General features: G+C 35.4%; 19 protein-coding genes and 1 pseudogene. 13 read left to right on the top strand and 7 right to left on the bottom strand.

Going from position 1 to position 25,437, the window contains the following annotated elements; translation table 11 throughout:
• From MJQ71_RS09750 to hslU, 5 genes and pseudogenes are all read left to right on the top strand, one after another.
• A pseudogene (locus MJQ71_RS09750) lies at positions 1-1,010 on the top strand (hypothetical protein); the annotation flags it as partial.
• Positions 1,011-1,119: 109 nt separating this feature from the next.
• Positions 1,120-4,581, top strand: a complete 3,462-nt coding sequence (locus MJQ71_RS09745) for an Ig-like domain-containing protein (RefSeq protein WP_238806388.1) — start codon at positions 1,120-1,122, stop codon at positions 4,579-4,581.
• A gap of 940 nt (positions 4,582-5,521) precedes the next feature.
• Entirely contained in the window at positions 5,522-5,653 is a 132-nt protein-coding gene (locus tag MJQ71_RS20885) for a hypothetical protein (protein ID WP_290370169.1), read from the top strand.
• 66 nt (positions 5,654-5,719) lie between these two features.
• Positions 5,720-7,726, top strand: a complete 2,007-nt coding sequence (locus MJQ71_RS09740) for a T9SS type A sorting domain-containing protein (protein WP_238806387.1) — start codon at positions 5,720-5,722, stop codon at positions 7,724-7,726.
• A gap of 343 nt (positions 7,727-8,069) precedes the next feature.
• The gene (gene hslU / locus MJQ71_RS09735; RefSeq protein WP_238806386.1) at positions 8,070-9,464 is read left to right on the top strand and encodes an ATP-dependent protease ATPase subunit HslU; all 1,395 of its coding nucleotides are present in this window, start codon (positions 8,070-8,072) and stop codon (positions 9,462-9,464) included.
• A 64-nt stretch (positions 9,465-9,528) separates the two neighbouring features.
• On the opposite strand, the gene MJQ71_RS09730 is transcribed toward hslU, so the two are convergent.
• Positions 9,529-10,797: a DUF937 domain-containing protein gene (locus MJQ71_RS09730; protein WP_238806385.1), complete on the bottom strand. Its 1,269-nt coding sequence runs from the start codon at positions 10,795-10,797 to the stop codon at positions 9,529-9,531.
• A 272-nt stretch (positions 10,798-11,069) separates the two neighbouring features.
• On the opposite strand from MJQ71_RS09730, the gene MJQ71_RS09725 reads away from it, so the two are divergent.
• From MJQ71_RS09725 to MJQ71_RS09715, 3 genes are read left to right on the top strand one after another with little or no spacing between them, the layout of a single operon-like run.
• Entirely contained in the window at positions 11,070-12,797 is a 1,728-nt protein-coding gene (locus tag MJQ71_RS09725) for an IlvD/Edd family dehydratase (protein ID WP_238806384.1), read from the top strand.
• Between the two features lie 34 nt (positions 12,798-12,831).
• Positions 12,832-13,539, top strand: a complete 708-nt coding sequence (locus MJQ71_RS09720; protein WP_238806383.1) for a hypothetical protein — start codon at positions 12,832-12,834, stop codon at positions 13,537-13,539.
• Between the two features lie 59 nt (positions 13,540-13,598).
• On the top strand, positions 13,599-16,889 hold the full coding sequence (locus MJQ71_RS09715; protein ID WP_238806382.1) for a UvrD-helicase domain-containing protein: 3,291 nt from the start codon (positions 13,599-13,601) through the stop codon (positions 16,887-16,889).
• 43 nt (positions 16,890-16,932) lie between these two features.
• On the opposite strand, the gene MJQ71_RS09710 is transcribed toward MJQ71_RS09715, so the two are convergent.
• The 6 genes from MJQ71_RS09710 to MJQ71_RS09685 form a co-directional block, all read right to left on the bottom strand.
• Positions 16,933-17,277, bottom strand: coding sequence for a hypothetical protein (locus tag MJQ71_RS09710; RefSeq protein WP_238806381.1), 345 nt, complete (start codon positions 17,275-17,277; stop codon positions 16,933-16,935).
• A 21-nt stretch (positions 17,278-17,298) separates the two neighbouring features.
• Positions 17,299-17,583 (bottom strand): hypothetical protein, encoded by a 285-nt coding sequence (locus MJQ71_RS09705; RefSeq protein ID WP_238806380.1) that lies wholly within the window; start codon positions 17,581-17,583, stop codon positions 17,299-17,301.
• A gap of 36 nt (positions 17,584-17,619) precedes the next feature.
• Positions 17,620-18,174: an RNA polymerase sigma factor gene (locus MJQ71_RS09700; protein ID WP_238806379.1), complete on the bottom strand. Its 555-nt coding sequence runs from the start codon at positions 18,172-18,174 to the stop codon at positions 17,620-17,622.
• A 173-nt stretch (positions 18,175-18,347) separates the two neighbouring features.
• On the bottom strand, positions 18,348-19,220 hold the full coding sequence (gene cysM, locus MJQ71_RS09695; RefSeq protein ID WP_238806378.1) for a cysteine synthase CysM: 873 nt from the start codon (positions 19,218-19,220) through the stop codon (positions 18,348-18,350).
• 43 nt (positions 19,221-19,263) lie between these two features.
• Entirely contained in the window at positions 19,264-20,073 is an 810-nt protein-coding gene (gene epsC / locus MJQ71_RS09690) for a serine O-acetyltransferase EpsC (RefSeq protein ID WP_238806377.1), read from the bottom strand.
• Between the two features lie 182 nt (positions 20,074-20,255).
• Positions 20,256-20,705 (bottom strand): hypothetical protein, encoded by a 450-nt coding sequence (locus MJQ71_RS09685; RefSeq protein ID WP_238806376.1) that lies wholly within the window; start codon positions 20,703-20,705, stop codon positions 20,256-20,258.
• Positions 20,706-20,925: 220 nt separating this feature from the next.
• Between MJQ71_RS09685 and MJQ71_RS09680 the strand changes: the two genes are divergently transcribed.
• The 5 genes from MJQ71_RS09680 (at position 20,926) to MJQ71_RS09660 (ending at position 25,436) form a co-directional block, all read left to right on the top strand.
• A complete protein-coding gene (locus MJQ71_RS09680) occupies positions 20,926-21,822 on the top strand; it encodes a hydroxypyruvate isomerase family protein (RefSeq protein WP_238806375.1) in 897 nt (298 codons plus the stop codon).
• Positions 21,823-21,889: 67 nt separating this feature from the next.
• Positions 21,890-22,930, top strand: coding sequence for a strictosidine synthase family protein (locus tag MJQ71_RS09675; protein ID WP_238806374.1), 1,041 nt, complete (start codon positions 21,890-21,892; stop codon positions 22,928-22,930).
• A 53-nt stretch (positions 22,931-22,983) separates the two neighbouring features.
• Positions 22,984-23,382, top strand: a complete 399-nt coding sequence (locus MJQ71_RS09670; protein ID WP_238806373.1) for a hypothetical protein — start codon at positions 22,984-22,986, stop codon at positions 23,380-23,382.
• A 201-nt stretch (positions 23,383-23,583) separates the two neighbouring features.
• Entirely contained in the window at positions 23,584-24,393 is an 810-nt protein-coding gene (locus tag MJQ71_RS09665) for an MbnP family protein (protein ID WP_238806372.1), read from the top strand.
• Positions 24,393-25,436 (top strand): cytochrome-c peroxidase, encoded by a 1,044-nt coding sequence (locus MJQ71_RS09660; RefSeq protein ID WP_238806371.1) that lies wholly within the window; start codon positions 24,393-24,395, stop codon positions 25,434-25,436. Before MJQ71_RS09665 ends, MJQ71_RS09660 begins: the two co-directional genes overlap by 1 nt.
• The last annotated feature ends 1 nt before the right edge of the window (position 25,437 follow it).

Genomic DNA, 25,437 nt, shown 5'->3' with positions numbered 1-25,437 from the left:
CACTTAATTTAACCTCCTTGAACACGAATGGTTCAATAACAACAGGTTTGAGTTATTCATGGTCAGGGCCGAATAGCTTTAGTTCGACCGCACAGAACCCAAGTATCCCAAATGCAACGGTAGCAGCAGGCGGCATTTATACAGTAACAATAACGTCAGCAACAGGAGGTTGTACCTCAACCGCTACGGTAAATGTAACAGTAAACCAAACACCAATAGCTTCGGCTCCAGCTTTGGCAGCAGTTTGTGAAAGTGGAACACTTAATTTGGCATCATCGAACACGAATGGTTCAATAACAACAGGTTTGAGTTATTCATGGTCAGGGCCAAGTAGCTTTAGTTCAACTTTACAAAACCCAACCAGAACTAATGTAACATTGGCTATGGGCGGCATTTATACTGTAACGATAACCTCAGCAACAGGTGGATGTACGTCAACTGCAACGGTTAATATAACAATTAATCCTTTGCCAACACTTACGCTTACTGCTCCATCAGTATGTGCTGGAACAACAACAGTTCTAACACCAACAACCAATGCTGCAACATTCCTATGGAGCACAGGTGCAACGACGTCAACCATTTCAGTAAGTCCAACAGAACCAACAGGTTATACACTTACAGTAACATCTGCATCAAGTCCTGCTTGTTCGGTTACAAAAACTGTTTGGCTTGATGTGAAAGCATTACCAACCGCAGAGGTAATCGTAATCCCTTCATTGTGTTTGGGTAGCGTTGCTCAAAATAACGGACAATTAATGCTTAACAAATACCGTGACACAGACCAAGTTGCTTATGGTTCTCCAATTGCAGCAAGTCCAACATTCGCAAGTGTACCAGCAGGAGGAATTTTTGCAAGCGGATTGGCCAATGCAGCAACAACCTATACAGTAAGATTAAAGAATACAGTTACTAGCTGTACAAATGATATTACCGCAATAATGCCGATTACAAGTTGTCCATGTCCAGCAGGGTATTGTGAACCAGCAACAATTGTTAAAACAAAATAAAAAAATTATTAAATGGTATAGTTTTTGCAAACATTGGTTTTAGCAAAAACTATATCCTAAAAACTTAAAAATCACTCATACTCAAATTATACATACTCAATTCGTCAAAATGAAAAACAGATTACAAAACTCAATAAACACAAATCTCAGGCTATCCAAATGTTGGAGAAGCCTTCTGATGATGAGTGCTTTATTTATGTTGGTCGGGCAGACTGCCTTTGCCCAACGAGTCCCAGTTGCTTGTACTGGCCCAGGACCATTCACAATCATTGGTGAAGATGCAACGTCATCAACGACAAATGATGCTAAAATTCGTATTTCTGGAGCTTTATCTGGAGATGACAGGGTAGGTTATTCCGTAGGAAATACTTATACTGGAACTAATTTTGCAGGAACAGCTAAGTTATCTACACTTACGGGTGGATATATCTCTCAAACCCTCCCAACTCCAACGAATATCGCTGGAACTGAATACACAATCAGGGTTTATAAAGCAGATACAACTTGTTATTATGACAAAGTTTTTACTTTAGAATACGTTAACTTTAATGAAGCTCCGAAGTTTCCTGATATTCAGGTGTCAGTAGCAAAAACACCAGATTTAGGTTTTTATGCATTAGGTGCATCTGTAACTATTGAAGTAGTTGTTCAAAATACAGGTACAGGCCCTGCTACTGGTGTTGAATATACCGTTGGTATTCCTACTGGTTTAACTATTACTTCGGGTGTTCCTACTTATGGAACGTATGATTCTGGAACAAAAAAATGGACAATTGGTAATGTTGCTGTTAGTCAAAGTAATATAAAACTAACTTTGACAGGTACAGTTTCTAGTCGTGGTGTGAAATATTTAACCGCCGATTTGACGGGTGAAAATGAAAATGATTCTGATTCAAGACCAACGTCTGTTTTAAATCCAGATAATTCTGCTGGGGAAGATGATTATGGCTCGGTTTGCGTTTCAACACCATTTGATTATTGCTCAAATGATGAATATACCATTGCCATTGCAAATCCTGCGGGTATCAAATGGTTTAAAGGAACTACAGAAATTACGGCTGGAAATGAAGCTAGTAATGGTGTGAGATTAAATAGTGATGGCTCATTAACAGTATTTACCACTGGTGATTTTTCATACAGTATGACTGTTGGACCAAATGCTTGTCCTAGTGGCGGATGTTGCCCTATTAGAGTTGAAGCTGGTAAGCCACCTGTTCTGGTTGCTCCAACTGCTCAAGCAGTTTGTTTTGCTAAATCATTCGATGCAGTAGCTGCTTCAAATACAGAAACATCTCCAAATGGCACATATATTTACCAATGGTATAATGATAACGGTGCAGCGAACCCATCTAAAACAGCTATTACAGGACAAAACTCTTTAGCATTTACTGCATTACCAACAGCGGTAGGTACTTATGTTTACAAATTAAAAGCATACGAACAAGGACACGAAAATTGTGCTGATTCAATAACTGTAACTTTAGAAATCAAAGCATTGCCAGAACCAGTTCTTGCTTCAAACACACCAGTTTGTGAAGAAAGTCCGCTTAATTTAACAGCAACTCCAGCAGGTGCAACGAATTATGCTTGGTCAGGACCTTCAGGTTTTACGGGAAGCAATGTTGCTAATCCATCAATTACAAGTGCAGCTCTTACAAGTGCTGGAACTTATGTAGTAACAGTAACTAATGGTGTTGGATGTTCTGCAACTGCATCTACAACAGTTGTGATTAATTCTAAGCCACTACCTCCAGTTGTTGTTGAAAAAGTATTCTGTGCTCAAGATCCAGAGGCTGAACTTACAGCAACTGCTTTAAGTGGAAACAGACTTCTATGGTACGGCACTGGTGGAACAGTTAGTTCAACTGCCGCTCCAATCGTTACGCCGACTTCTGCAGGTGTGACTAGTTATTTTGTTACACAAAAAGTTGATGCAACTGGTTGTGAATCTAATACTTCTGAGTTGCGTGTAAGAGTCAATGCTAAACCAGAAGCACCAATAACTGCTCCAGTTTCGGCTTGTCAAAACTCAGACCCTATTACTTTAACAGCCAATGCAGGTTCTACGGGATATACATTGTTCTGGTATGGTGTAAACTCAACAGGTGGAACAGGTTCGACAACTGCTGATATTGCTCCAACTGCTTCTGTTGGAACAACAACATATTACGTAACTAAGAAAGATGATGCAACTACTTGTGAATCGAATCGTGCTACTTTAGCTGTCGAAATTCGTTCAACTCCAGTACCAGTTCTTGCATCTAATAGCCCAGTTTGTGCTGAAGCAACTATCAATTTAACAGCTACTCCTTCAGGAGCAACTACATATATTTGGAGTGGACCATCTGGTTTCACAGGAAGCAATGTTGCTAATCCTACGATTGCAAATGCTGCCACAGGAAATGCAGGAACATATAATGTAACAGTAACTAATGGTGTTGGTTGTTCGGCTAGTACTTCAGTAGTTGTAGTTGTAAATGAACTTCCAGCTGCTCCTGCAATTGTTGATAGAACTATTTGCCAAGAAAGTCCAACAATTACTCTTGAAGCAACTGCCTTATCAGGAAATTCAATTCTTTGGTATGGAGACGCATCAACAGGCGGAATTTCATCAACTACTGTTCCAACACTTAATCCACTTTCGGCTGGTATCACAACTTACTATGCAAGCCAAGTTAGCGGAATAACAGGTTGTGAATCTCATCGTAGCGAATTGGTTGTTGACGTAAAACCAAAACCACTTGCTCCAGTTGCTGAAAACAAAACCTATTGCCAAGGTGTAGCTTCTCAAGCTCTTGCTGTAACTGGTGCTGCTCAACATACATTCTTATGGTATGGTCAGTCGGCAACAGGCGGTTCAAGTTCACTTGAAGCTCCTGTTCCTCCAACAAATGCAACAGGTACAACTACATACTATGTAAGTCAAAAAGACAATACAACAGGTTGCGAATCTAACCGTGACGATGCAATCGTAATTGTAAATCGTACGCCAGCTGCTCCAACAATTGCTGATGTGAAATACTGTCAAGATGCAACTGCAACAGCACTTACAGCTTCAGCTGAAACAGGAAACACAATTATCTGGTACAACGGTGGTGCAACTTCAACTACCGCTCCAACTCCTGATACTAGAACAGCAGGTTTGACTTACTTCTATGTTTCTCAAGCTATTCCAGGAACAGGTTGTGAATCAGGTATGTCGGGTCTTCCAGTAACAATTGACCCTAAACCAGTAGCAACTGTTATCGCTGTAAATTCACTTTGTATCGGTACAGTATCTCAAAACAATGCTAAATTGATTTTGACAAGATACCGTAACTCTGATGAAGTAATTCAGTACAACACGGGTTCAACAATTACAGGTTCAACATCACCAATATTAGTTAAACCATATTCAGGTGGTGTATTTGCTAGTAACTTGAATAACCCAACTACGGCATCTCAAGATTATGCAGTAAGAATCCAAAACTCTTATGGTTGTACAATTGACCGAGTTGCAACGCTTACAAAAACAGATTGTGGATGTCCAGGTGGCTATTGCGAACCAGCAACGATTACCAAAACAAAATAATTTAGTTTGAAAAATATGGATTAAATTCCTTATTGATATTACCCAAATTAGCTACCCAGCTCATTCTCTAATAGGAGTGAGCTGGGTTTAAGCCTTAATTTAAGTTCCAAATGATGACAAAACTTTGTACCCATTCATCAATTTGACTTTAGCCAAGCCATTTCATTACTTTTTGGTTAAAATAAAGCATTGATAAGCCCCCATCATTTGGATTTTTACAAGAGTTTATTCACGCATATAGTATTTAGTTGAGCTTTTTTATGTTTAAAAATAATACGGCAGATGCGTCGTATGTTGGAATCAAACGCCTAAAAAAAAACGTATCCGCTCAATCATTTTTAAATTAAAAATACTGATTAAGTGGTAGTATTATTTGTCTAGATTTAGCTTTAAAAATTGTTTTTTTTAAGAATTAAAATGACACAATTTTTAACCTTAAAACCAGTGTATTTTTTAAATAAAAAAGTAGTAAAAAAAACGTATCCGTTTAATCATTTTATTGAAAAAAAATCGTACCTTTCGGTATTATTCTAAAAATGTGTTCTTGAAAACTGATTTATCAAATATTTCTTTATAAATACTTGTAAATCAATGTATTGGATTAAAAAACAATAAGGTTTTTTAGCCTTGTGTGGGAAACGACTGTCCAAAAAAAAACGTATCCGTTTAATCATTTTAAGGTACAAAAAAAATGATTTTTCGGTAGCATTATTTTCAGCCTTTTTTATGACCTAAAAATAATTAGTAAAACGAGTGAAAATGTTGAAAATATTTTCCCGAGAAGTGTAATTGGCAAAAAGGTTTTCAAGCCTTAAAAAATCAAAAAATGCAACTTTGATTTAGCCAATTAAAAAGAATAAATAAAGTAAAAGTGCTAGTGAATCAAAAAGTACAAGAATCTATACTGAGTTAGTGAAATAAAAATTTTGAGTGAATAAAAATGAATGAAAATGCTTTCGAGCATAATGGCCTGTTTTTGCCAAAAACGCCATTTGCTTTAACTGCTATTTCGTTCAAAAAAGCCCCCAAATTCGGTCGTTTATCGAAAATGAGGGTTTCATGTGCCACATAGTTAAGATTTTTGTAATGTCTTAACGACGCAGCCATGATTTATAAAAATGCTATTGAGGATTACACTATGAAAACTTTATCAGGATTACAAAAGCAAACTGCTACTAACAATCTAACTACTGTATTGTTGGTATTGTGTTTATCACTAATAAACTTAAACACTTTTGCTACTACTTCTTCTTCAGATGCAACAATTGATGAGTCAATTCCTGCTGACTGTTTACCTCCAATGTTTTCTTTCAGAAGTGCTGACGTAACGCAAGCAAATTCTAATGATGCTCAATTAATTATCTCAAATATTAAAAATGCAAAACGTTATTCTTACTCAGAAAATGGTACTGCTGGAATGACTTATGCAAAAGCAACACTTATTGACCCATCTAAAAAAGAAATAGTAATAAAAGGCTTACCAAATCCAGAAAGCTTTACTTCATACACTGTAAGAGTTTATAATTCAGAAACTTGTTTTGTTGACCAAACTATCACTTTAGAACACGTAAACTTTGCTGAATTGGCAGACGAAAGTAAATTAGAATTGATTCAAGCGGTTGACAATCGTAACCCACAAATTGACGAAATCGTAACTTTTACAACAATCATTGTAAACAAAGGTGGTAAAGCAGCAACAACAGTTGATATTCAAACTTTACTTAGCAGCAGTTTAAAAGTTGTTTATTTTTATGCTGATAAAGGAATGTTCGATTCAAATAACGGTGTTTGGGGTTTAGGAAGCATTAATGGTGGTGAAACTTTAAAATTAGTAGTGAAAGCAAAAGTTTTACAACAAGGTTTATCATACTTGACTTCTTACATTTGGCGTCAAAATGGTACTGAAAGAGACATCAAAGCACGTAACAATTCTGAAGGTGGCGACGATTATGGCGTAAGTTGTGTAAGTGTTCCGATTTCATTAAAAAAAGGAGAAAATTATAAAGTTACACTCAAAAAATACAATGGTGTAAAATGGTATTATAAAAATATTGCTTCTGGAGTTTACGAAGAAATTACAAAAAATACACCAGCAAGCATTGCATCAATCAACGCTGATAGTTCTTTAAATATTTTACAAGGTGGCGAATATACATTCTCAAAATTAGTTGGTACTTGTAATGTAGGAAGCTGTTGCCCAATTATTGTTGAAGGATGTGTTGGTCCTAAAATTCAAATTGATTCAATCTATTGCAATAAAAAAGTTGATAGCTACAATGTACGTGTGAAACTTCTTGATGACGATTGGAGCATTGTTCAACAAGTATATTTAGCAACTGCAAATATTGGTTTCCCAACTTCAACTGATTATTTAAAACGCCTTAATCGTTTACCAGTTCAAGCAACCGCTGGTTATGTAGTTGCAAACGGGGATGGTTATTATACAATCGAAAATATTCCTGCTTTCATGCCAAATGTTACAATCGTAGCAACAGATATTTCAGGAAAATGTAACAGTAGCAAAATAGTAAATGCTCCAAATTGTAATGTGCCAAGTTTAAGAACGCCAGTAGTTTTAAACGAAACAGAAACATTTGCTACTGGAAATGAAATCCCTTCATTTAGTGTAGTAAGTGTACCAAAAGGAACTGAAGTAGTTTGGTATGATGACGAAGAAGCTACTACTCCAATTTCAACTGGAACTGTATTTACTCCTGAAAAAGCAGGTACTTATTTCGTAGCAGCACGTGACCGTAAAACAAGAGCCATTAGCACTAAAAAAGAATTAATTTTGAAAGAATTAGTTGCTCCAAAAGAAGCAGTATTTGCTACTAAAGTTTGTAAATGTGAAAGTGCAACAGTTTTACCAGATGACGATTTCAGCAAAGTAACAATTACAGCTCTTTATCCAAATCCTGCTGATGACCATTTAACACTTGATTATAGCATTCCTGAAAGTTTACCATCAGCAAAATTAATTTTCTTTAATCTTTCAGGTACGGTTATTGCTTCTTATGGCTTAGAGAATAGTGAAACCAAAATTCAAGTAGCAACATCAACTTGGACAGAAGGAACTTATTTTTACCAACTTTTAGTGAATGGTCGCAAAATGACAAGCAATAAATTTATTGTAGTACACAATTAATTTATAAAAGATAAATTGAGTAATATCCCTGTCTTTTGAGTGGACCGCACGAAGGCTCTTCTATAAGAGTCCTTCGTTGCAAAGGGATTAATTTTAGGAGGGTTTTTGACTATTTTTTTAAAATAGTCAAGACTTTATCGGAAACAGGAATCACATTTGAGATTTCTGTTTTTTTTTGTTTTTAAACTTTTGTGTCTAAAAATGCACTGTCGGCTACAAACTTTACCTCACAAATTTTGTTTTATCACAACGAAAGCTACCTTTGTGAAGAAAAAATCAATTCAAAAACAAAACTTTTTAGCACCAAGCAGCTTGCTTATAGTCTAATGTATTTTTTAAAAGAATGTCGAAAAAAATAGAAAACCTCACACCGCAACAAATCGTATTAGAACTCGATAAATACATAATCGGACAAAAAGATGCCAAACGTAACGTTGCTATTGCACTCCGCAATCGTTGGCGTCGAATGAATGCAACGGCTGACATGGTTTCCGAAATTATTCCAAATAATATTTTGATGATTGGCTCAACGGGCGTTGGAAAAACCGAAATTGCTCGTCGTTTAGCAAAAATTGCGGATGCTCCATTCATAAAAGTTGAAGCATCAAAATTTACTGAAGTTGGTTACGTTGGTCGAGATTGCGAAAGTATGGTTCGTGATTTAGTCGAACAATCAGTAAATATGGTAAAATTGGCAAAAAAAGAAGAAGTAAAAGCAAAAGCACTGGATGTGGTGGAAGATATGTTACTTGACATTTTGATTCCACCAGTAAAAGAACAAAAAGACACAGGTTTTGTACCAGCCGAAGCCAAAAAAGAAATCGAAGATTATACCGAAACGCTTTTGAACGAAAAAACACGTGATGCTTTTCGAGTAAAATTATCGAATGGCGAACTCGATCATCGCAAAGTAGAAATTGATGTTCAAAGCAACGGAATGCCTAATATTGGCGTAATGGGCGGCCCAATTGACGATATGTCAATGATGAATATTCAAGAAATGATTGGCGGAATGATGCCAAAACGTGGAAAAAAACGTAAATTAACGATTGCCGAAGCAAGAAAAATTTTGCTTGAAGAGGAAGCTTCAAAGTTAATTGACATGGATGAAGTGAAAGAAGAAGCCATTTGGAAAGCCGAAAATCTTGGAATTATTTTTATTGATGAAATCGACAAAATAGCCAATGCAAGCGGAAAATCGGGCGGTGCAGATGTTAGTCGTGAAGGTGTTCAAAGAGATTTGTTACCAATTGTGGAGGGAAGTGCGGTCAATACCAAACACGGAACTGTAAAAACTGACCATATTTTATTTGTAGCGGCAGGAGCATTTCATGTGTCAAAACCATCAGATTTAATTCCTGAATTACAAGGCCGTTTTCCAATTAGAGTTGAACTCGAAAGCCTCACCGAAGACAATTTTTATCAAATTTTGAAAGCCCCAAAAAATGCTCTTACCAAACAATATGAAGCAATGCTTGAAGCCGAAGGAGTAACTTTGACTTTTGAAGATAATGCTTTACGTGAGCTAGCAAAAATTGCTTTTCAAGCCAATAGTGATGTTGAAAATATAGGTGCAAGAAGACTTCAAACAGTAATGAGTCACTTACTCAATGAAATTATGTTTGATGTGCCAGATAAGATCGGAGCTGATTCTAAAATATTGATAACCAAAGAGTTAGTTTCTGAAAGACTTTCTGGTTTAGTTAAAAACCGTGATTTAAGTCAGTATATTTTATAGTAGAAAAAGCCCATAAAAAAAGCGTGATAGTTTAACCATCACGCTTTTTTTTATGAATAAATTATTACTTTGAAACAATTTTAATATCAGCTCCATCGCCAGCACCATTAGTGCCAATTGCGTCAATTCTTGTATCAATAATTCCTTTAACCAATAATTTCTTTTTAATGGCAAATGCTCTTTTTGTTGCCATCGTTTTGTTATCCATTCCAACTGCGTTATTTGAATGTCCTTGTAATTGGATTTGCATTTTTGGATATTTTGACATCAATTCTGCAAGTTCATCAATGACAACTTCCGATGTTGCATCTAACGCCTGTGAACCTCTAATGAAAGCTACATTTGTCATCGGGAATATTTGTCCGACAGGTTTTGTTGCATCCGAAAGATAAGCATTGACGCCTTCACCAAAAGTACTAAATTGTTCAGTTGTATTTAAAGATGGTGAGCTTACAGTGTCTTTTACAACAGCAGCCGAATCAACCCCAGTAGTTGCCAAACTATCAGATTGAATAGCAGTTGAGTCAATATTTGCCAGAGATTCATCTGTAATTGTTAATGATGGCTCATAAACATTTTTGTACCAATAAATTCCACCAGCAATTACAGCCACAGCAATCAGAAAAATAGCCAACCATTTGACAGGAAAAGGAGAACTTGTACTTTCTTCTTCATCCGAAGAGGTTATTGTAGAAGTAGTTTCTTCGGGGCTACTTGATTTGCCTTTAATTGAAACTAATTTTGCCGTCATTGTTCTTTTTACTCCAGAAAACTTAGGTGAAAGTAATTCTTGCAAACCAAGCTGAGGAATCATTTTTTCCAACAACTCTTCTGGAACTAATTTGAATAACTGGTCAAGGTGTTCACCCAAAAATGAAACCAAGCCATCAACATCTAATTTATTAGTATCAATTTCCTTACTAACAGCATCAATCAAAATCGGAGCTGCTAAACTAGAATACATGGTGGATGAATTTTTCTTGATACCTGCATAAATACCAATCATGCTTACCAACGGACTTTTGTAAGCAGGAAAAACTTGGCTAATTAGACCATCGCCATTTTTAAGAATAGTGTCTAATTTTTCTTTTTTATTGAGATATGACATTACATCGCCAATCAATTCGCCTCCTTGATTTCCCTTTTGTACCTGATTGTAAAGCATGCTTACACTCATCATACTACCAGTTCGACGAACCAATCCTGCAATTAATGTATAAAAAATACCATCTAGGGCTTTTCTTGTTTTCTCTGGCTCTTCGTCAGAAAGTTTGGCAATTTTTGATACCACTTCATCAGTCAAAGCCTCGTTCAACGTATCAAATAAGTTCATAGGTTTATTTTTTTGTGATTATTCGCAATTGTTTCCTGCAAAATTTCTAATTTGGTGCAAAACAACAAAAAAGTAAGGATTTTTGATAGAAATTTCTCACCTTTTTCTACTTCATTGAGAAGGAAGTGTTAAATAGAACTACTAAATTAATACTTTAGTAAGATATAATTGTGATTAACAAATAATATATTAACAAAAATAATCATTTGTATTGAAGCTTTTTATAAAATGCTTGACTCTTTTTAATACAATAAAACTACAACATATTAATTATGCCTAAGCAAGAAAATGACAAATTACGCAGCCACGATTGGTTTGGAAAAGAAGGAAAAGATGGTTTTCTTTACCGAAGTTGGATAAAAAATCAAGGCTATCCTGCACATCAATTTAAGGGTAAACCAGTTATTGGTATATGCAATACATGGTCGGAAGTTACACCATGTAATGGCCATTTTAGAGAATTAGCTCAAGTTGTAAAAAATGGTGTTTATGAAGCAGGTGGCTTTCCACTAGAATTCCCTGTAATGTCACTTGGAGAAACACTGATCCGTCCAACGGCTATGCTTTACCGAAATTTGGCTTCTATGAGTGTCGAAGAAAGTATTCGTGGAAATCCTTTCGATGCCATAGTATTGCTAACAGGATGCGACAAAACAACGCCATCCCTCGTTATGGGTGCAGCAAGTTGTGACCTTCCAACAATTGTTATACCAGGAGGCCCAATGCTCAACGGTCGTTTTCAAGGAAAAGTAATTGGTTCAGGTACTGATACTTGGCGTTTTGCTGACGACTTAAAAACTGGCAAAATGACCCCCGAAGAATTTGAAGAAGCAGAATCATGTATGAGTAGGAGTATTGGTCACTGTTCAACCATGGGAACGGCCTCTACGATGGCTGTAATGGTTGAAGCCTTAGGGTTGACATTGCCAGGGGCTTCGGCGATTCCTGCGGCCGATTCTCGCAAGAGAGTTTTGGCTCACATGTCTGGGATGCGTGCCGTTGAAATGGCAAAAGAAAAAATGAATATTTCTCAAGTTTTAACGCGTGAAGCTTTTGAAAATGCAATCATGATGAATGCTGCCGTTGGTGGTTCGACAAACCTTGTCTTGCATCTTTTGGCAATTGCTGGCAGAATTGGCGTTGATTTATCACTCGAGGATTTTGATAAAATTGGTAGTAAAATGCCTTTTTTATTGAATTTAATGCCTTCGGGGAAATATTTAATGGAAGATTTTTATTATGCTGGCGGACTTCCTGCGGTGATTAAAGAAATGGCTCAGTTTTTAAATAATGATGCTATCACAGTCAATGGGAAAAGTTTAGTTGATAATTCAAAAGGAGCAAAAATATGGAATGATGATGTAATTGCCAGTTCAGAAAACCCGATTTTGAGAGAAGGTGGAATTGCGGTCGTTAAAGGAAATTTATGCGAAAATGGGGCAGTTATTAAGCCTTCGGCTGCTTCACCACATTTGATGCAACATAAGGGAAAAGCCGTTGTGTTTGAAACAATCGAAGATTACCATGCCCGAATTGATGACCCAAACTTGGAAATCGACGAAACATCGGTAATGGTTTTGAAAAATGTCGGTCCAAAAGGCTATCCAGGTATGCCTGAAGTTGGGAATATGCAATTACCTAAAAAATTATTAGAAAAAGGAATAACTGATATGGTGAGAATCTCCGATGCACGCATGAGCGGAACAGCTTACGGAACGGTGTTTTTACATGCTTCGCCCGAATCGGCTGTTGGAGGAAATCTTGGTTTAGTACAAAACGGCGATGAAATTGAAGTGGATGTGCCGAACCGAAAAGTACATTTGCATGTAACTGATGAAGAACTCGCCGAACGCCGTAAAAATTGGAAACCACTCGATTTAGGTTATGACCGAGGTTATACTCAACTTTATATCAATACAGTCATGCAGGCCGATAAAGGAGCAGATTTAGACTTTTTAGTTGGTAAATCAGGTCATGAAGTGAAGCGAGAATCTCATTAAAATTTATAAAAATATTTCTTTTAATGAGCTTATGATGAAAAATATCATCTTTATAACAGCAATATTTTTAGTACTTGTGTGTGAATGTTACGCACAAGTACTAGAAAATAAAAACCAAGCAGATTTATGGAGTAATAATTTTAGAATTGTTTCGTACTTTATTATGGGATTTTGGTACTATGACAAACAAAAAGAAAACTTCGGCACTATTCAAAAGGTATTTTTAATCAGTATATTTATTCCGATTGCCGTTTCACTTTCGTCGTATTTGATAGATGAAAAAATTGCAATAATTGTCAATATTTCCGTAAATTCGATGATGTTTGCTTCATGGGTTTATGTTTTTAAGCAATTAGGGGCTTTTATTACTTTCAAAGATTCCAATCGAACCATCATAAAGTTAATGCCTGCTTTTTTGGTTTTACCCATGCTTTTCTTTTATTTTTCTTTGTACCAGTCGCTACCACTTTTGTACTCAATTTTTGTATTTAGTTACATTATATTTTTTTCTTATACAGGCTTATTAGCAGGTTTTTTACCCATCAAAGAAGAAAAAAAACTTTGGATAATTATTGCCATTGTGATTTTAGTGATTGTTAATTTTATGAATGGTTATCATACTTTTCTTCAAAAACTTTCTTGGGCTTACCCAGTTATTCGTACTTTAACAGTTACATCGAGGTGTATGATGATTTATGGAATGATAAATTATAATGAACAACCGACGCAAGGGAAACAATAGGTTTTTATTAAATATCCAATATTTACAACACAACATTCATATTTTTCGCTTTTAAAGTCATGCCAAAATTTAGTATTTATAGCTCTTCGGCAGGTTCGGGAAAAACATTTACACTCACAAAAGAATACCTAAGACTAGCTCTCGGAAGCGATAAAGCTTATTATTATAAACGAATCTTAGCGATTACTTTTACCAACGATGCCGCTGCCGAAATGAAAGAGCGAATTTTGGCTGCCTTGAAAGATATTGCTGATATTCAAAATTTTAATGAACAATCGAAGTTTTGGGGAATGTTTCAAATGATTGTTACAGATTTGAAATTACCTGAAGAAACAATTCAGCTAAGAGCTGCGGCAGTTTTTAATCATATTATTCAAGAATATTCCGATTTTGCTGTTAAAACTATTGACAGTTTTGTTAATCAATTGGTGAGTGCTTTTACTGAAGATTTGGGCTTGCCTTTTAATTATGAAATCGTGCTCGATTCTAATCGAATAATGACTGAAGCTGTCGAACGATTGATTGAAAAAGCGGGTAATGACGAATATCTTGACATTACACGAATTTTAGAAAATTTTATCGGTGAAAAAGTTTCTGATGGACAAAGTTGGAATTTCGTGACCGATGAATTGGCAAAATTTGGCAATCATCTTATCAATGACCAATTTTATTCGTCACTTGTAAAACTAGAAAACCTCGAACCGAAAGATTTTTGGGCTATTTCAAATAACATTTACACTTACCTTAAATGGTTTGAAAATGAAATAATGTCTTTGGCAGAAAAAGCCATTCAATACATTGAAAACCAAGGACTTAACGTTGATGATTTTACGCAAAAAAATAAAGGAATCGGTGGCTATTTCTACAATATGCGAGAAGACTTTGAGACCGAATACTATACAAAAAAAGATAAATCACCCAATAGTTATCATTGGGCAGCTATCAATGATGACAAATGGTACGGAGCAAAATCGCCATTACCTACCCAAGCTGCCATTGATTCTATAAAAGATGATTTAAAAGGTATTTTTTATGAAATGCAGACTTTCAAAGAAAATCATCTAAAAAAATATACCTTACTAAATTTACTCAAACCTAATCTTCGGAAATTGTCTTTATTGAAAAAAATAAAGAAAGAATTTGATGAGGTTTTAGATGAAAAAAACCAAGTTTTTATTGCTGAATTTAACCGAAAAATCCTGCAAATTATCTTGTCCGAACCAGTACCGTTTATCTACGAACGCATTGGCGAAAGATACAATCATTTGCTTGTTGATGAGTTTCAAGATACGTCTGATATGCAGTTTTATAACCTGCTGCCGCTTATCGAAAACTCATTGGCGAACAACCATTTTAATCTCATAGTAGGCGATGCCAAACAAGCTATTTATCGTTGGCGGGGTGGGAAAATGGAACTCATTGTGCATTTGTTTAAAGGTGATATTCGACCGTTAATAAGTAGCCCATTGGTGCAAGATTTTCAAGTAGAGCAATTTATGACGATTGCACAATATATTGAACCAAAATCGCTCGCAACTAACTATCGTAGTAGCCGAGAAGTGATTGAATTTAATAATCGTTTTTTTGCCTCGATTCTTGCTAAATATACGCCTCAATTTAGCTTTCTACCAGATGTTTATGCTGATTTTTTACAACAAATTCCACCGAGTGCGAAAACTGGAGGCCACGTACAAATTGAGTTTTTAGACTATTCAAAAGAGTCAAGTTTGATGCTTACTCGCACCGTCGAATTGATTCAGCAAGTACTCGATGAAGGTTATACACAAGGAGATATTGCAATTCTTTGCCGTAAAAATAAAGAGTCGGCAGAAATTGCTAATTTTTTGACTGAGGCCGATTTTCAAATTATTTCAAGAGATTCACTTTTACTCAAAAACTCTCCAACTGTTCGTCTGTTAGTGGCATTCATGCGGGTAGTCAATCAGCCAGATAATCGTTTGGCAAAATCTGAAGTTTCGTATTTATTTTACCAAACAATTTTGGGACAAATACCTGATAATCAAGCCAATGATTTGATTACAAATGCTGTTGATGCTCCGCATATTAGTGATTTTTATGTGCTTTTTGCAAATCATGGCTTTGAATTGAACGCAATAGGTTTGAATAAAGCTGGAATTTATGAATTAGCAGAAAAAATTATCAGTGTTTTTGGGCTATTTGAGCGAACAGACCGAAAATCTTATCTTTTTCGTTTCTTAGATGTCGTTTTAAATTATAGCTTGAAGGAAAGCAACCACTTACAAGATTTCTTGAAATATTGGGATGAAAAAAAAGATTCTTCGGCACTTTCAGTAAAATCTCCATCAGAGCAAAATGCCATTACAATTACAACTGTTCATCGTTCAAAAGGCTTAGAATATCCAATCGTAATTATTCCTTATGCCCAATGGACAATTAAGCCCAACAATTATTCGGAAGTTTGGGCAGACTTGGAATCTCTTGATTATCAGGAATTTATGCACGAAAAAGATGGCGAAATTGTACAACTATTATCATCACCTATCAAGCTAAATGATAAAATGAGTATGACCGATTTATCGAAACAATACGATACAGAAATGGAAGCTACATTTCTGGAAAACCTCAATATGCTTTATGTAGCTTTTACGAGAGCAGTCGATAAATTATTTGTACTTTCAGGCAAAAATCATTATCAAAAAGTACAAGGAGTAGGGGAATTAATGAGAGATTTTCTTGAATCAGCCGAAATATTTAATCCCGAAGAAAATTTATATGAAATCAGTCGAGGATATTTTATTAAAAAAGAAACGCTTACAGCTGAAGAAAGAGAAATTATAAAATTACATAAAATAGTAAGCGAAGATAGAAGCGACCGTTTGCGATTACGTCGAACTTCAGAAAAGATTTTTGACCCAGAAACACTTGATAAAAGCAAGGATAAAGGGAATAAAGTTCATAGTGCTTTTGCCAAAATAAAGACTAAGAATGATGTACCGAAAGCCATTCAGTCGTTAGAATTTGAAGGGATAATCAGCCAAAAAGAAGGAACAGAAATCAGTGAAGCGATTGAAAAAGTAATCAATTTGCCTGAATTAGCCCCACTTTTTGAAGAAGGGTTACAAATAGAAAATGAGAGAGAAATTATTGTACCAAATGGCGAAATGCAACGCCCCGACCGAGTAGTTATAAAAGATGGAATTGTACATATTATTGATTACAAAACAGGTAAAAGTACAGACCCGAAACTGCAAGAAAAATATGCTAGACAAGTAAGGAGCTACGCTAAACTTTACCAACAAATGGGCTACGAAAATGTAGCAATGATGCTAGTTTATTTGGAAACAAATGAAGTGGTACGGGTGATGTAAACAAGGAATCTCGTAGAACGTTATTTCTACGAGATTCCTTGTTTTACTCTTCACTTTTCTCAACCCATTTTCCCCAACGATTCTTCATTTTTTCTCTGAAATGTTCTTTATCTTCGGGCGACATATTTGCCATGCGTTCAGCCATTTTTTGTTTCCAAAATTGATGTCGATTGCCACCGCAACCACCTCCCCAGCCACTACCGCCTCGGAAACCACCAAAGAGAATTTTAGACAAAACCAATAAACCTAATGCTTGTAACCAAGTGATTGTTGTAAGCCCAAAAATGCTAGGAATAAGCCAATTCCACAAAGTCATTACTGCAAAACCACCAATAAAAATAAAACCTGCAACGATGGCAAAACCTTTTAAAAACCAAAACTTTTTCATTTTTCTATAAAATTTAATAAATTACTTAATAATTGAATCTTTTTTATCGTGATTCATTTTCCATTCTTTACATTGCTCGTGCTTCATTCCATGATGAAAACCATGATGCCCACCGTGCCAGCCACCAAAACCTCCGAAGAGTAGTTTACTCAAAATAAGTAAACCCAAAGCATGCTTAAACTTGATTGTTGGCAATTTGAAAACGGTTGGTGCGAGCCAATTCCATAAATACATAACTGCCAAACTCATAACGGCGACTGCTACAATTGCGATAGCGATTCCGCCCAAAATCCATAATGTTGTCATTTTTGTTTTTTTTTAATGTAATTTTTCCAATAAAATTTACTCAAATAAATCTTCGTACAGATAACTTAATTTTTCCCGCAAAGACAAAATCGCTTGTCGTTTTTCTGCAATCAAAACGCTTACTTTTACACCCGTTATTTCCGAAATTTCTTTAAACGATTTGTCTTCTAATTCGTGCATTTCAAAAACTAATCTTTGGTGTGTTGGTAGTTCTTCGAGTGCTTCAGTAAGTGCTTCCAATATGGTTTCTTGCATCATTGGGTCTTGGTTTGACCCATCAGGCAAAATATCAAATAATGATAATTTTTCATTTTCGTCAGAAGCAATGCTTGTTATTTCTTCGAGAGCATCTACTTTTTTTCGGCGATAAAAATCATTAATTTTATTACGAGCAACTGTAAACATCCAAGCTACGGTTTGGTCAATTGGCTTTGTTAACCTATACATTTCTACCAATTCATAAAATACTTCTTGCAACACATCTTCTGCATCAGGTAGCGAAGGAATGCGTTGTCGGATAAAACCCAACAATCGTTTACGTTCACCGCTGACGTTTTTTTGAATTTGTTTATTTTGTTCGATAGTATTCATTAATTGCTAAACATTCACTGTTTGATTTGAAGACGTATTCAAACGATTTATATTGAAATTTGAGGATAAATGGTAAATAGTTGGTTTGAATGGTAAAAAAGCAATTGATTTTAAAACAAAAAGTCGTTAGAAAATTTTTCTAACGACTTTTTAAAAGTAAATTTTAAGGTAAATCAGCCAAACAAATTACTTGATAAGTATCTATCGCCGCGGTCACAGCAGATGAAAACGATTACGCCAGACTCTAATTCTTGAGCTAATCTAATTGCGGCTGATGCTGCTCCTCCCGAACTCATTCCAGCAAATATTCCTTCTGTCTTTGCTAATTTTTGAGCCATTTCTGTTGCTTCGGCTTCGGCAATGTCCATCACTCTATCAACTCTATTAGGGTCAAATATTCTTGGCAAATATTCAGTTGGCCATCGTCTAATTCCAGGAATTGACGAACCTTCGGTGGGTTGACAACCTACAATTTGAATTGCTGGATTTACTTCTTTCAAATACATGGAAGTTCCCATAATTGTACCAGTTGTACCCATCGAACTCACAAAATGAGTTACTTTTTGATTGGTATCTCGCCAAATTTCAGGGCCAGTTGTTTTGTAATGAGCTAAATAATTATCAGGATTTGCAAATTGGTCAAGCATGAAATATTTGCCTGTTTTTGCTTGTTCTTCTGCATAATCTCTACATTTTTCAATATTTTCTAGTAAAACTACCTTTGCACCGAATGCTTCCATCGTAAGTGTTCGCTCACGAGTAGAATTTGATGGCATAATTAATTCAATTTCTAAGTCAAATAATCGTGCAATCATTGCCAACGCAATACCAGTGTTTCCGCTGGTGGCTTCGATAAGTTTCATGCCATGTTTAATATCGCCACGCTCAACTGCACTACGAATCATATTTAATGCGGGGCGGTCTTTTACACTGCCTGCTGGGTTATTTCCTTCGAGTTTGCCGTAAATTTTTACGTTTGGATTAGGGTTAAGTTTCTGTAACTCAACCAGTGGTGTATTGCCAACAAGGTCAATAATTGATGCCATATTCAGATGGGTAATTAAAAAATCAAATTGATTGTGGTATTTATCAATCCATTACACGCTCCACAACTTTGATTTCGGGTTTGTGATAAACGGTTGAGTAAGACGGAACAGATTTGGTGAGCCAAACATTTCCGCCTATAATCGAATGCTCACCGATGATGGTATTTCCGCCTAAAATTGTTGCTCCTGAATAAATAACTACATTGTTTTCAACAGTTGGATGACGTTTAGTATTGGCCATCGTTTTTTCAACACTTAAAGCTCCCAATGTTACTCCTTGATAAAGTTTTACGTGTTTTCCGATGATACATGATTCACCAATGACGATTCCTGTACCATGGTCAATGAAAAAATATTCATCAATTGTTGCTCCTGGATGAATATCAATCCCCGTTTTGGAGTGAGCATATTCAGTCAAAATTCTTGGTAAAAGAGGAATTTCTAGATTGAATAATTCGTGTGCGAGCCTGTAAAAAGTAATAGCAAAAAAACCTGGATAAGCTCTAATTACCTCAAATTCGCTTTTGGCAGCAGGATCACCTTGAATAATTGCCTGAATATCTGTTTTCAAAAGACGATAAACTTCTGGAATTCGCTCAATAAATTCATTTGCTTTCCATTCAGGATTGCAATTTTTGCACTGATAAGTCGAAATCAGAATATTTCTTAAATCTAATTCAAGGTTTTTAAACTGAATCTCAATTTCTTCTTCTGAACGAAAATATTCTTTTGTTTGCTCAGGAAAAAGTAATCGAATAATCCGTAAAGCCCAAGCGGCTATTTCTTTAGTAGGCGGAACAGGTTCGGCTTGTTGATGTTTATCAAAAATATGCTGAAAAAAGTCCTTGTTCATAAATTATTACAATTAGTTTTAAATCGAGCGTCGCCCGAAAGATAACACCTAAAATTATACCACCGTTCAACACCTAACGAAAATTATTTGTTGAACGCTTATATCTTATTCAAATAAATAAAAATAAAAGCGTGATGAAACTTTCACCACGCTTCTTGAAGGAAGTAATTTAAAACAATTTTCTACAAAACAATATCAATGCTAAAAGTGCCAGTTGCAGTCATTTTTTTGTTTGAAATGCCTACAACTGAGCCATCAAAACTAAATTTTCCTTCCACAATTTTGTTATCTGTAAATTTAGTGATTTCCAAAGTTCCAGTACTTGGCGAATAATATGCCCCATCATATAGAAATGTAAAAACTCCTGTTGAACTTTTTAAGTCATAAGTCTTTCCAGTTTTAATATCAGACTTATTTAGGAGTAAAGTAAAGCCGTTTTTATCTTTCATTGCCTCAATGGTTACTACGCCTAAAAGCGTTACAGCCGTTGGTTTTCCTAAATTAATTGTATTTCCGTTGGCAACAATACTTGCCGAACCTGACGGCAAAATATCATCAATTATTTTCTTGACACATGAGCTAGCAATGATTGTGAATAAACATAAAATAAAAACTTTTGAGATGCTTTTCATAATTGTTGGTTTTTTAATGAGTGATTTGCATAAAGTTTGAGCCTTTTTTACTTTCATTAGCAAATACGCTAAACTATGATTTTTATTATATTTGAAAATCAAATTTGCTCGATATGCTATTTGTGAAGTTTTTTTTTATTAAAATTACTCGTCTTTTCCGATTGTCTATTTTTAATCCAAATATTTATAAATTACCCTTTTGGGAAGCAAAATTATTCTCATGGAAAATAAAACTTCTCGCCGAAATGCTATGAAAAAAATTGTTGAAGGTGCAGCAACCGTAGCCCTAACGGGAGCAATTTCCTCCCGTTTGAATGCCGCTGATAACGAGATGGGAGTTGCCTTAAAAAGAAGAATCAATCATTCGGTTTGCCGTTGGTGTTACGATTCAATCGAACTTGAGGCTCTTTGTAAAGCTGCCAAAACCATTGGTTTACAATCGATTGAACTATTGACAGTTGAGGAGTTTTCTACGGTCAAAAAACACGATCTTACTTGTGCGATGGTTTCGGGAATTGGCAAAGATTATGGAATCACGAAAGGCTGGAATACTAAAGAAAATCACGATGGTTTGGAAGAATGGTACAAATATTTGATTGACGAAACTTCAAAAGCGGGTTTTACCAATTTGATTTGTTTTTCAGGAAATCGTGCGAAGAAAATTGATGATGAAGATGGCTTAAAAAACTGTGCTAAAGGTTTAAAAAAAATCTTAAATTATGCAGAAAAAAAGAAAGTAACCATCGTAATGGAGCTACTCAATAGTAAAATTGACCATAAAGATTATATGTGCGACCATACCGATTGGGGTGTTGAATTGTGCAAAAAGATAGATTCTGATAATTTTAAGCTACTTTACGACATCTATCACATGCAGATTATGGAGGGTGATATCATTAATACCATTCGAGCAAATAGTAAATATATTGCTCATTATCATACAGGTGGTGTGCCAGGGCGACATGAAATTGATGAAACCCAAGAGATTTATTACCCGTCAATTATGAATGCAATTGTAGAAACTGGTTATCGAGGTTTCGTCGCTCAAGAATTCATTCCTGCCAGAGCTGATAAATTAGCTTCGCTTAAACAAGGAGTTAATATTTGTGATATTTGATTTTTAACAAGCACAAAGGCACTGATTACGAATTAGTGCTTTTGTGGAAATATAACCTTCATTCAAAATGAAAACTTGGCTTAAAATAGTAATAGGTATTGTCGTAATCATTGTTTTTTTTGTAGGAAAAACACTTACAAATGCGGGCTTTTTTACTAAAATCGAACCACATTTTGATGGAAAAACTGTCGAAATTAATGGTTTTCATGGAGCAGAAGATATTACTATTGATAAAGCGAAAGGTTTAGCGTTGATTTCTGCAAGTGATTTTTCTCCTTTTCTACCAAATGGAGCAATTTATCTACTCAATCTCAATGAAAATTCTCCAAAACCGATCAAATTAACTGATAAGTTGCCTTTTGACGATTTTCATCCACACGGAATTAGTTTGTATAAAGCACTTAATGGAGACAAAATTTTATTTGTGGTTAATCACCGAAAAGTAGGGGATTTTATCGAAATTTTTCAATTTACAGATAGTACACTCATTCACCGTGAAAGTATTACCGACCCTTTATTTGTAAGTCCAAATGACGTTGTTGGTGTTGGTGAGCGAAAGTTTTATGTAACGAATGACCACGATGAAGAAATTTCAAATTGGCGAGCAAAAAAGGATTTATTACAAATTGCTTCAGGAAATGTTTGTTATTTTGATGGAGGAAAAGCAAGCATTCTTGCAAGCGGATTTTTGTATGCCAATGGAGTAAATGTAAGTCTTGATGGTAAAAAATTATTTACTTCAGCAACAACAGGACAAAAAATTATAGTTTTTGACCGAGATATTACGACGGGAGTATTGACTAAAACAGATGAAATTCCAGTCAGAGGTGCAGATAATATTGAACTCGACGAAGTTGGGAATCTTTGGGTAGGTTGCCACCCGAAATTATTGGCTTTTCTGGCTCATTCAAAAGACCATTCAAAGCCTTCGCCTTCAGAAATCATTAAAATTGCCTACAAAGCTAAAAGTGATTTTACGTTGAAAAGCATTTATTTGAATGATGGAAAACCAGTTTCTGGCTCTAGTGTTGGGGCGGTTTTTGGTGATAAATTATTAATTGGAACTGTTTTTGAAAATAAAGTGCTGCTCGGTACGTTAAAAAAATGATGATAATCATAGGTTTGATATAAAACGTGGCATAATTTTGCAGCATGAATTTAATGTCAAATAGTAAACGAGGCTTGGCGGTTTTTCTGCTTTTGCTTACCAGTGTACGCATACTGGTAGTGCCTGTGGTTTATCTTGATTTTGAATTGAACAAAGATTACATCGTTAAAAATCTCTGCGAAAACCGCTTTAAGCCTGAGTTGCAATGTAATGGTAAATGTTATTTGGCCAAACAGCTTCATAAAGTGGCCGAAGACAAAGCGAGCAAAGAAGCCGACCGCCAAGAACAAAGTTTCAAGAAACTTTTAGAAGAAACCTTCCATCATGAAAACTTTGTCTTCTCACAAACATTCACAAGTGTAGTTTCATCGACTCAAAATTTATTTATTTATAAGCAACGCCATTATTTTACGCTTGCTACTTCTCTTTTTCGTCCACCTTGTTTAGGCTGATTTCTTCCCTTTTATTGCATAATGCTGCAAAAGTTAGCTTCCTAACTTTGTAGTTTTTTACGTATTTTCTTTATGCATTTTTTTCAAATAGTTTCTAATAGCTATTTGATTTATTTGTAAATCATTCATTATCAATTATTTGTAATGCTACGGTTTATTGGCCGTGGTTTACATACTTATATTTGTTTTTAGTTAAAACTCATGAAAAACTTATCAAAATTATTCTTAGCAATCTTCGCAACGGTATTAATTATTTCTTGTCAAAAAGAAGAGGAAATTGGGCCAAATGATAAAAATTCAATTAGCATTGAGTTTGATAACCGAATTGGCGACCAAAAATTAGTTCTAGGAACAACCAAAGCTACAAATGTGTTGGGAGAAGATTTTACAGTAACTAAACTTAATTATTTTGTATCAAATATTTCTTTGAAAAATGAGAATGGTGAAGTTGTGAATTTTCTGAATGACTACTTTTTGATTCGTCAATCAGACGAAAGTTCTTTGGTTGTAACTTTAAAAGATGTTCCAGCGGGTAATTATACCGAATTGAGTTATGTGATTGGCGTTGATAGTTTAAAATCTATTTCTGATGTAAGTCAACGAACTGGCGTTCTTGACCCTGCATCTTATGGTGCAGATAATATGTATTGGTCGTGGAATTCGGGTTATATTTTCTTCAAAATGGAAGGAAAATCAGCAGCCATTCCAGCAAATAACATGATGGGAATGACTCAATATGAGTTTCATATTGGCGGTTTTGGTGGTCGAACTGCCACAACACCAAATAACCTAAAAACTTTTAAATTTTCTTTAGCTTCGTCAGCAACCGTAAGAAAAGATATTGCTCCAGAAATTCATATAATTAATGATGTTTCAAAGGTTTTTAGTGCAAAAAATAAAATTAGTATTGCAACATCGTATATGGTGCATGCTCCTGCGGCGGGTACAGCAATTGCTGACAATTATGCTCAAAGTTTCATTGTTGACCATGTTCATAATGACAAAGAATAATGAAATTTAAAATCCTAGCTATGGTAGTTAGTAGTGCTGTTTATCTGGGAGTTGCATGTAAAAATGACAACTCCCAAGATATTGCACCTGACAAGTTATTTTCGGCTCCAGCTAATTTTCCAAATCCTGTATATGATTTTGCTAAAAATCCTATTACCGAAAATGGTTTTGAATTGGGTAGAGCATTATTTTATGAAGGTGATTTATCAAGAGATGGAACGATTTCATGTGCCGAATGCCACAGTCAACCTTCAGGTTTTACGCATCATGGACACGATGTTAGTCATGGAATTGATAATCTTAGAGGTATCCGAAATGCTCCGCCGATTCAGAATATGGCATTTCAGAAAGAGTTTTTCTGGGATGGTGGTGTTTTTGATTTAGACCTATTTTCGATTGCTCCGATTGAAAATCCAGTTGAAATGGATGAAAAATTGGGAAATGTGTTAGCAAAACTTTGTAAAAAAGAAAAATACACTGCACTTTTCCAGAAAGCTTACGGAAGTAAGGAGATCACAACTGAGCGTTTTTTGAAGGCACTTTCACAATTTATGACTTCTTTGGTTTCGGCCAATTCTCGGTATGATAAATACGTCAGAAAAGAAACAGGTGGAATATTGACAGAGGAAGAATTGGCAGGAATGTGGATTTTCAAGCAAAAATGTGCTTCGTGTCATTCAGGTGAACTTTTTACCGACCAAAGTTATCGAAATAATGGTATTGCCGTTTATAATATTGATGATACTGGAAGGCATCGAATTACACAAAAAGACTCAGATAAGTACAAATTTAAAGTTCCGAGTCTCAGAAATATTTCAGTAACTGCACCTTACATGCATGATGGCCGTTTTTATACGCTCGAAGCTGTGCTGAAACATTATTCTGAATCTGTTTTGGATGTGCCAACACTTGACCCTGCACTTAAAAATGGACAAAAATTAGGTATTCAAACAACGGCCGATGAGCAAAAAAAACTCATTGCTTTTTTGAAAACGTTGACAGATGATGAGTTTCTGAAAAATAAAAGATTTGCAGCACCGTAAT

Source organism: Emticicia aquatica, assembly GCF_923079645.1.
Lineage (GTDB): Bacteria > Bacteroidota > Bacteroidia > Cytophagales > Spirosomataceae > Emticicia > Emticicia aquatica.
Note: the sequence above shows the minus strand (reverse complement) of the source record. Positions and strands in the feature narration are given on the sequence as shown.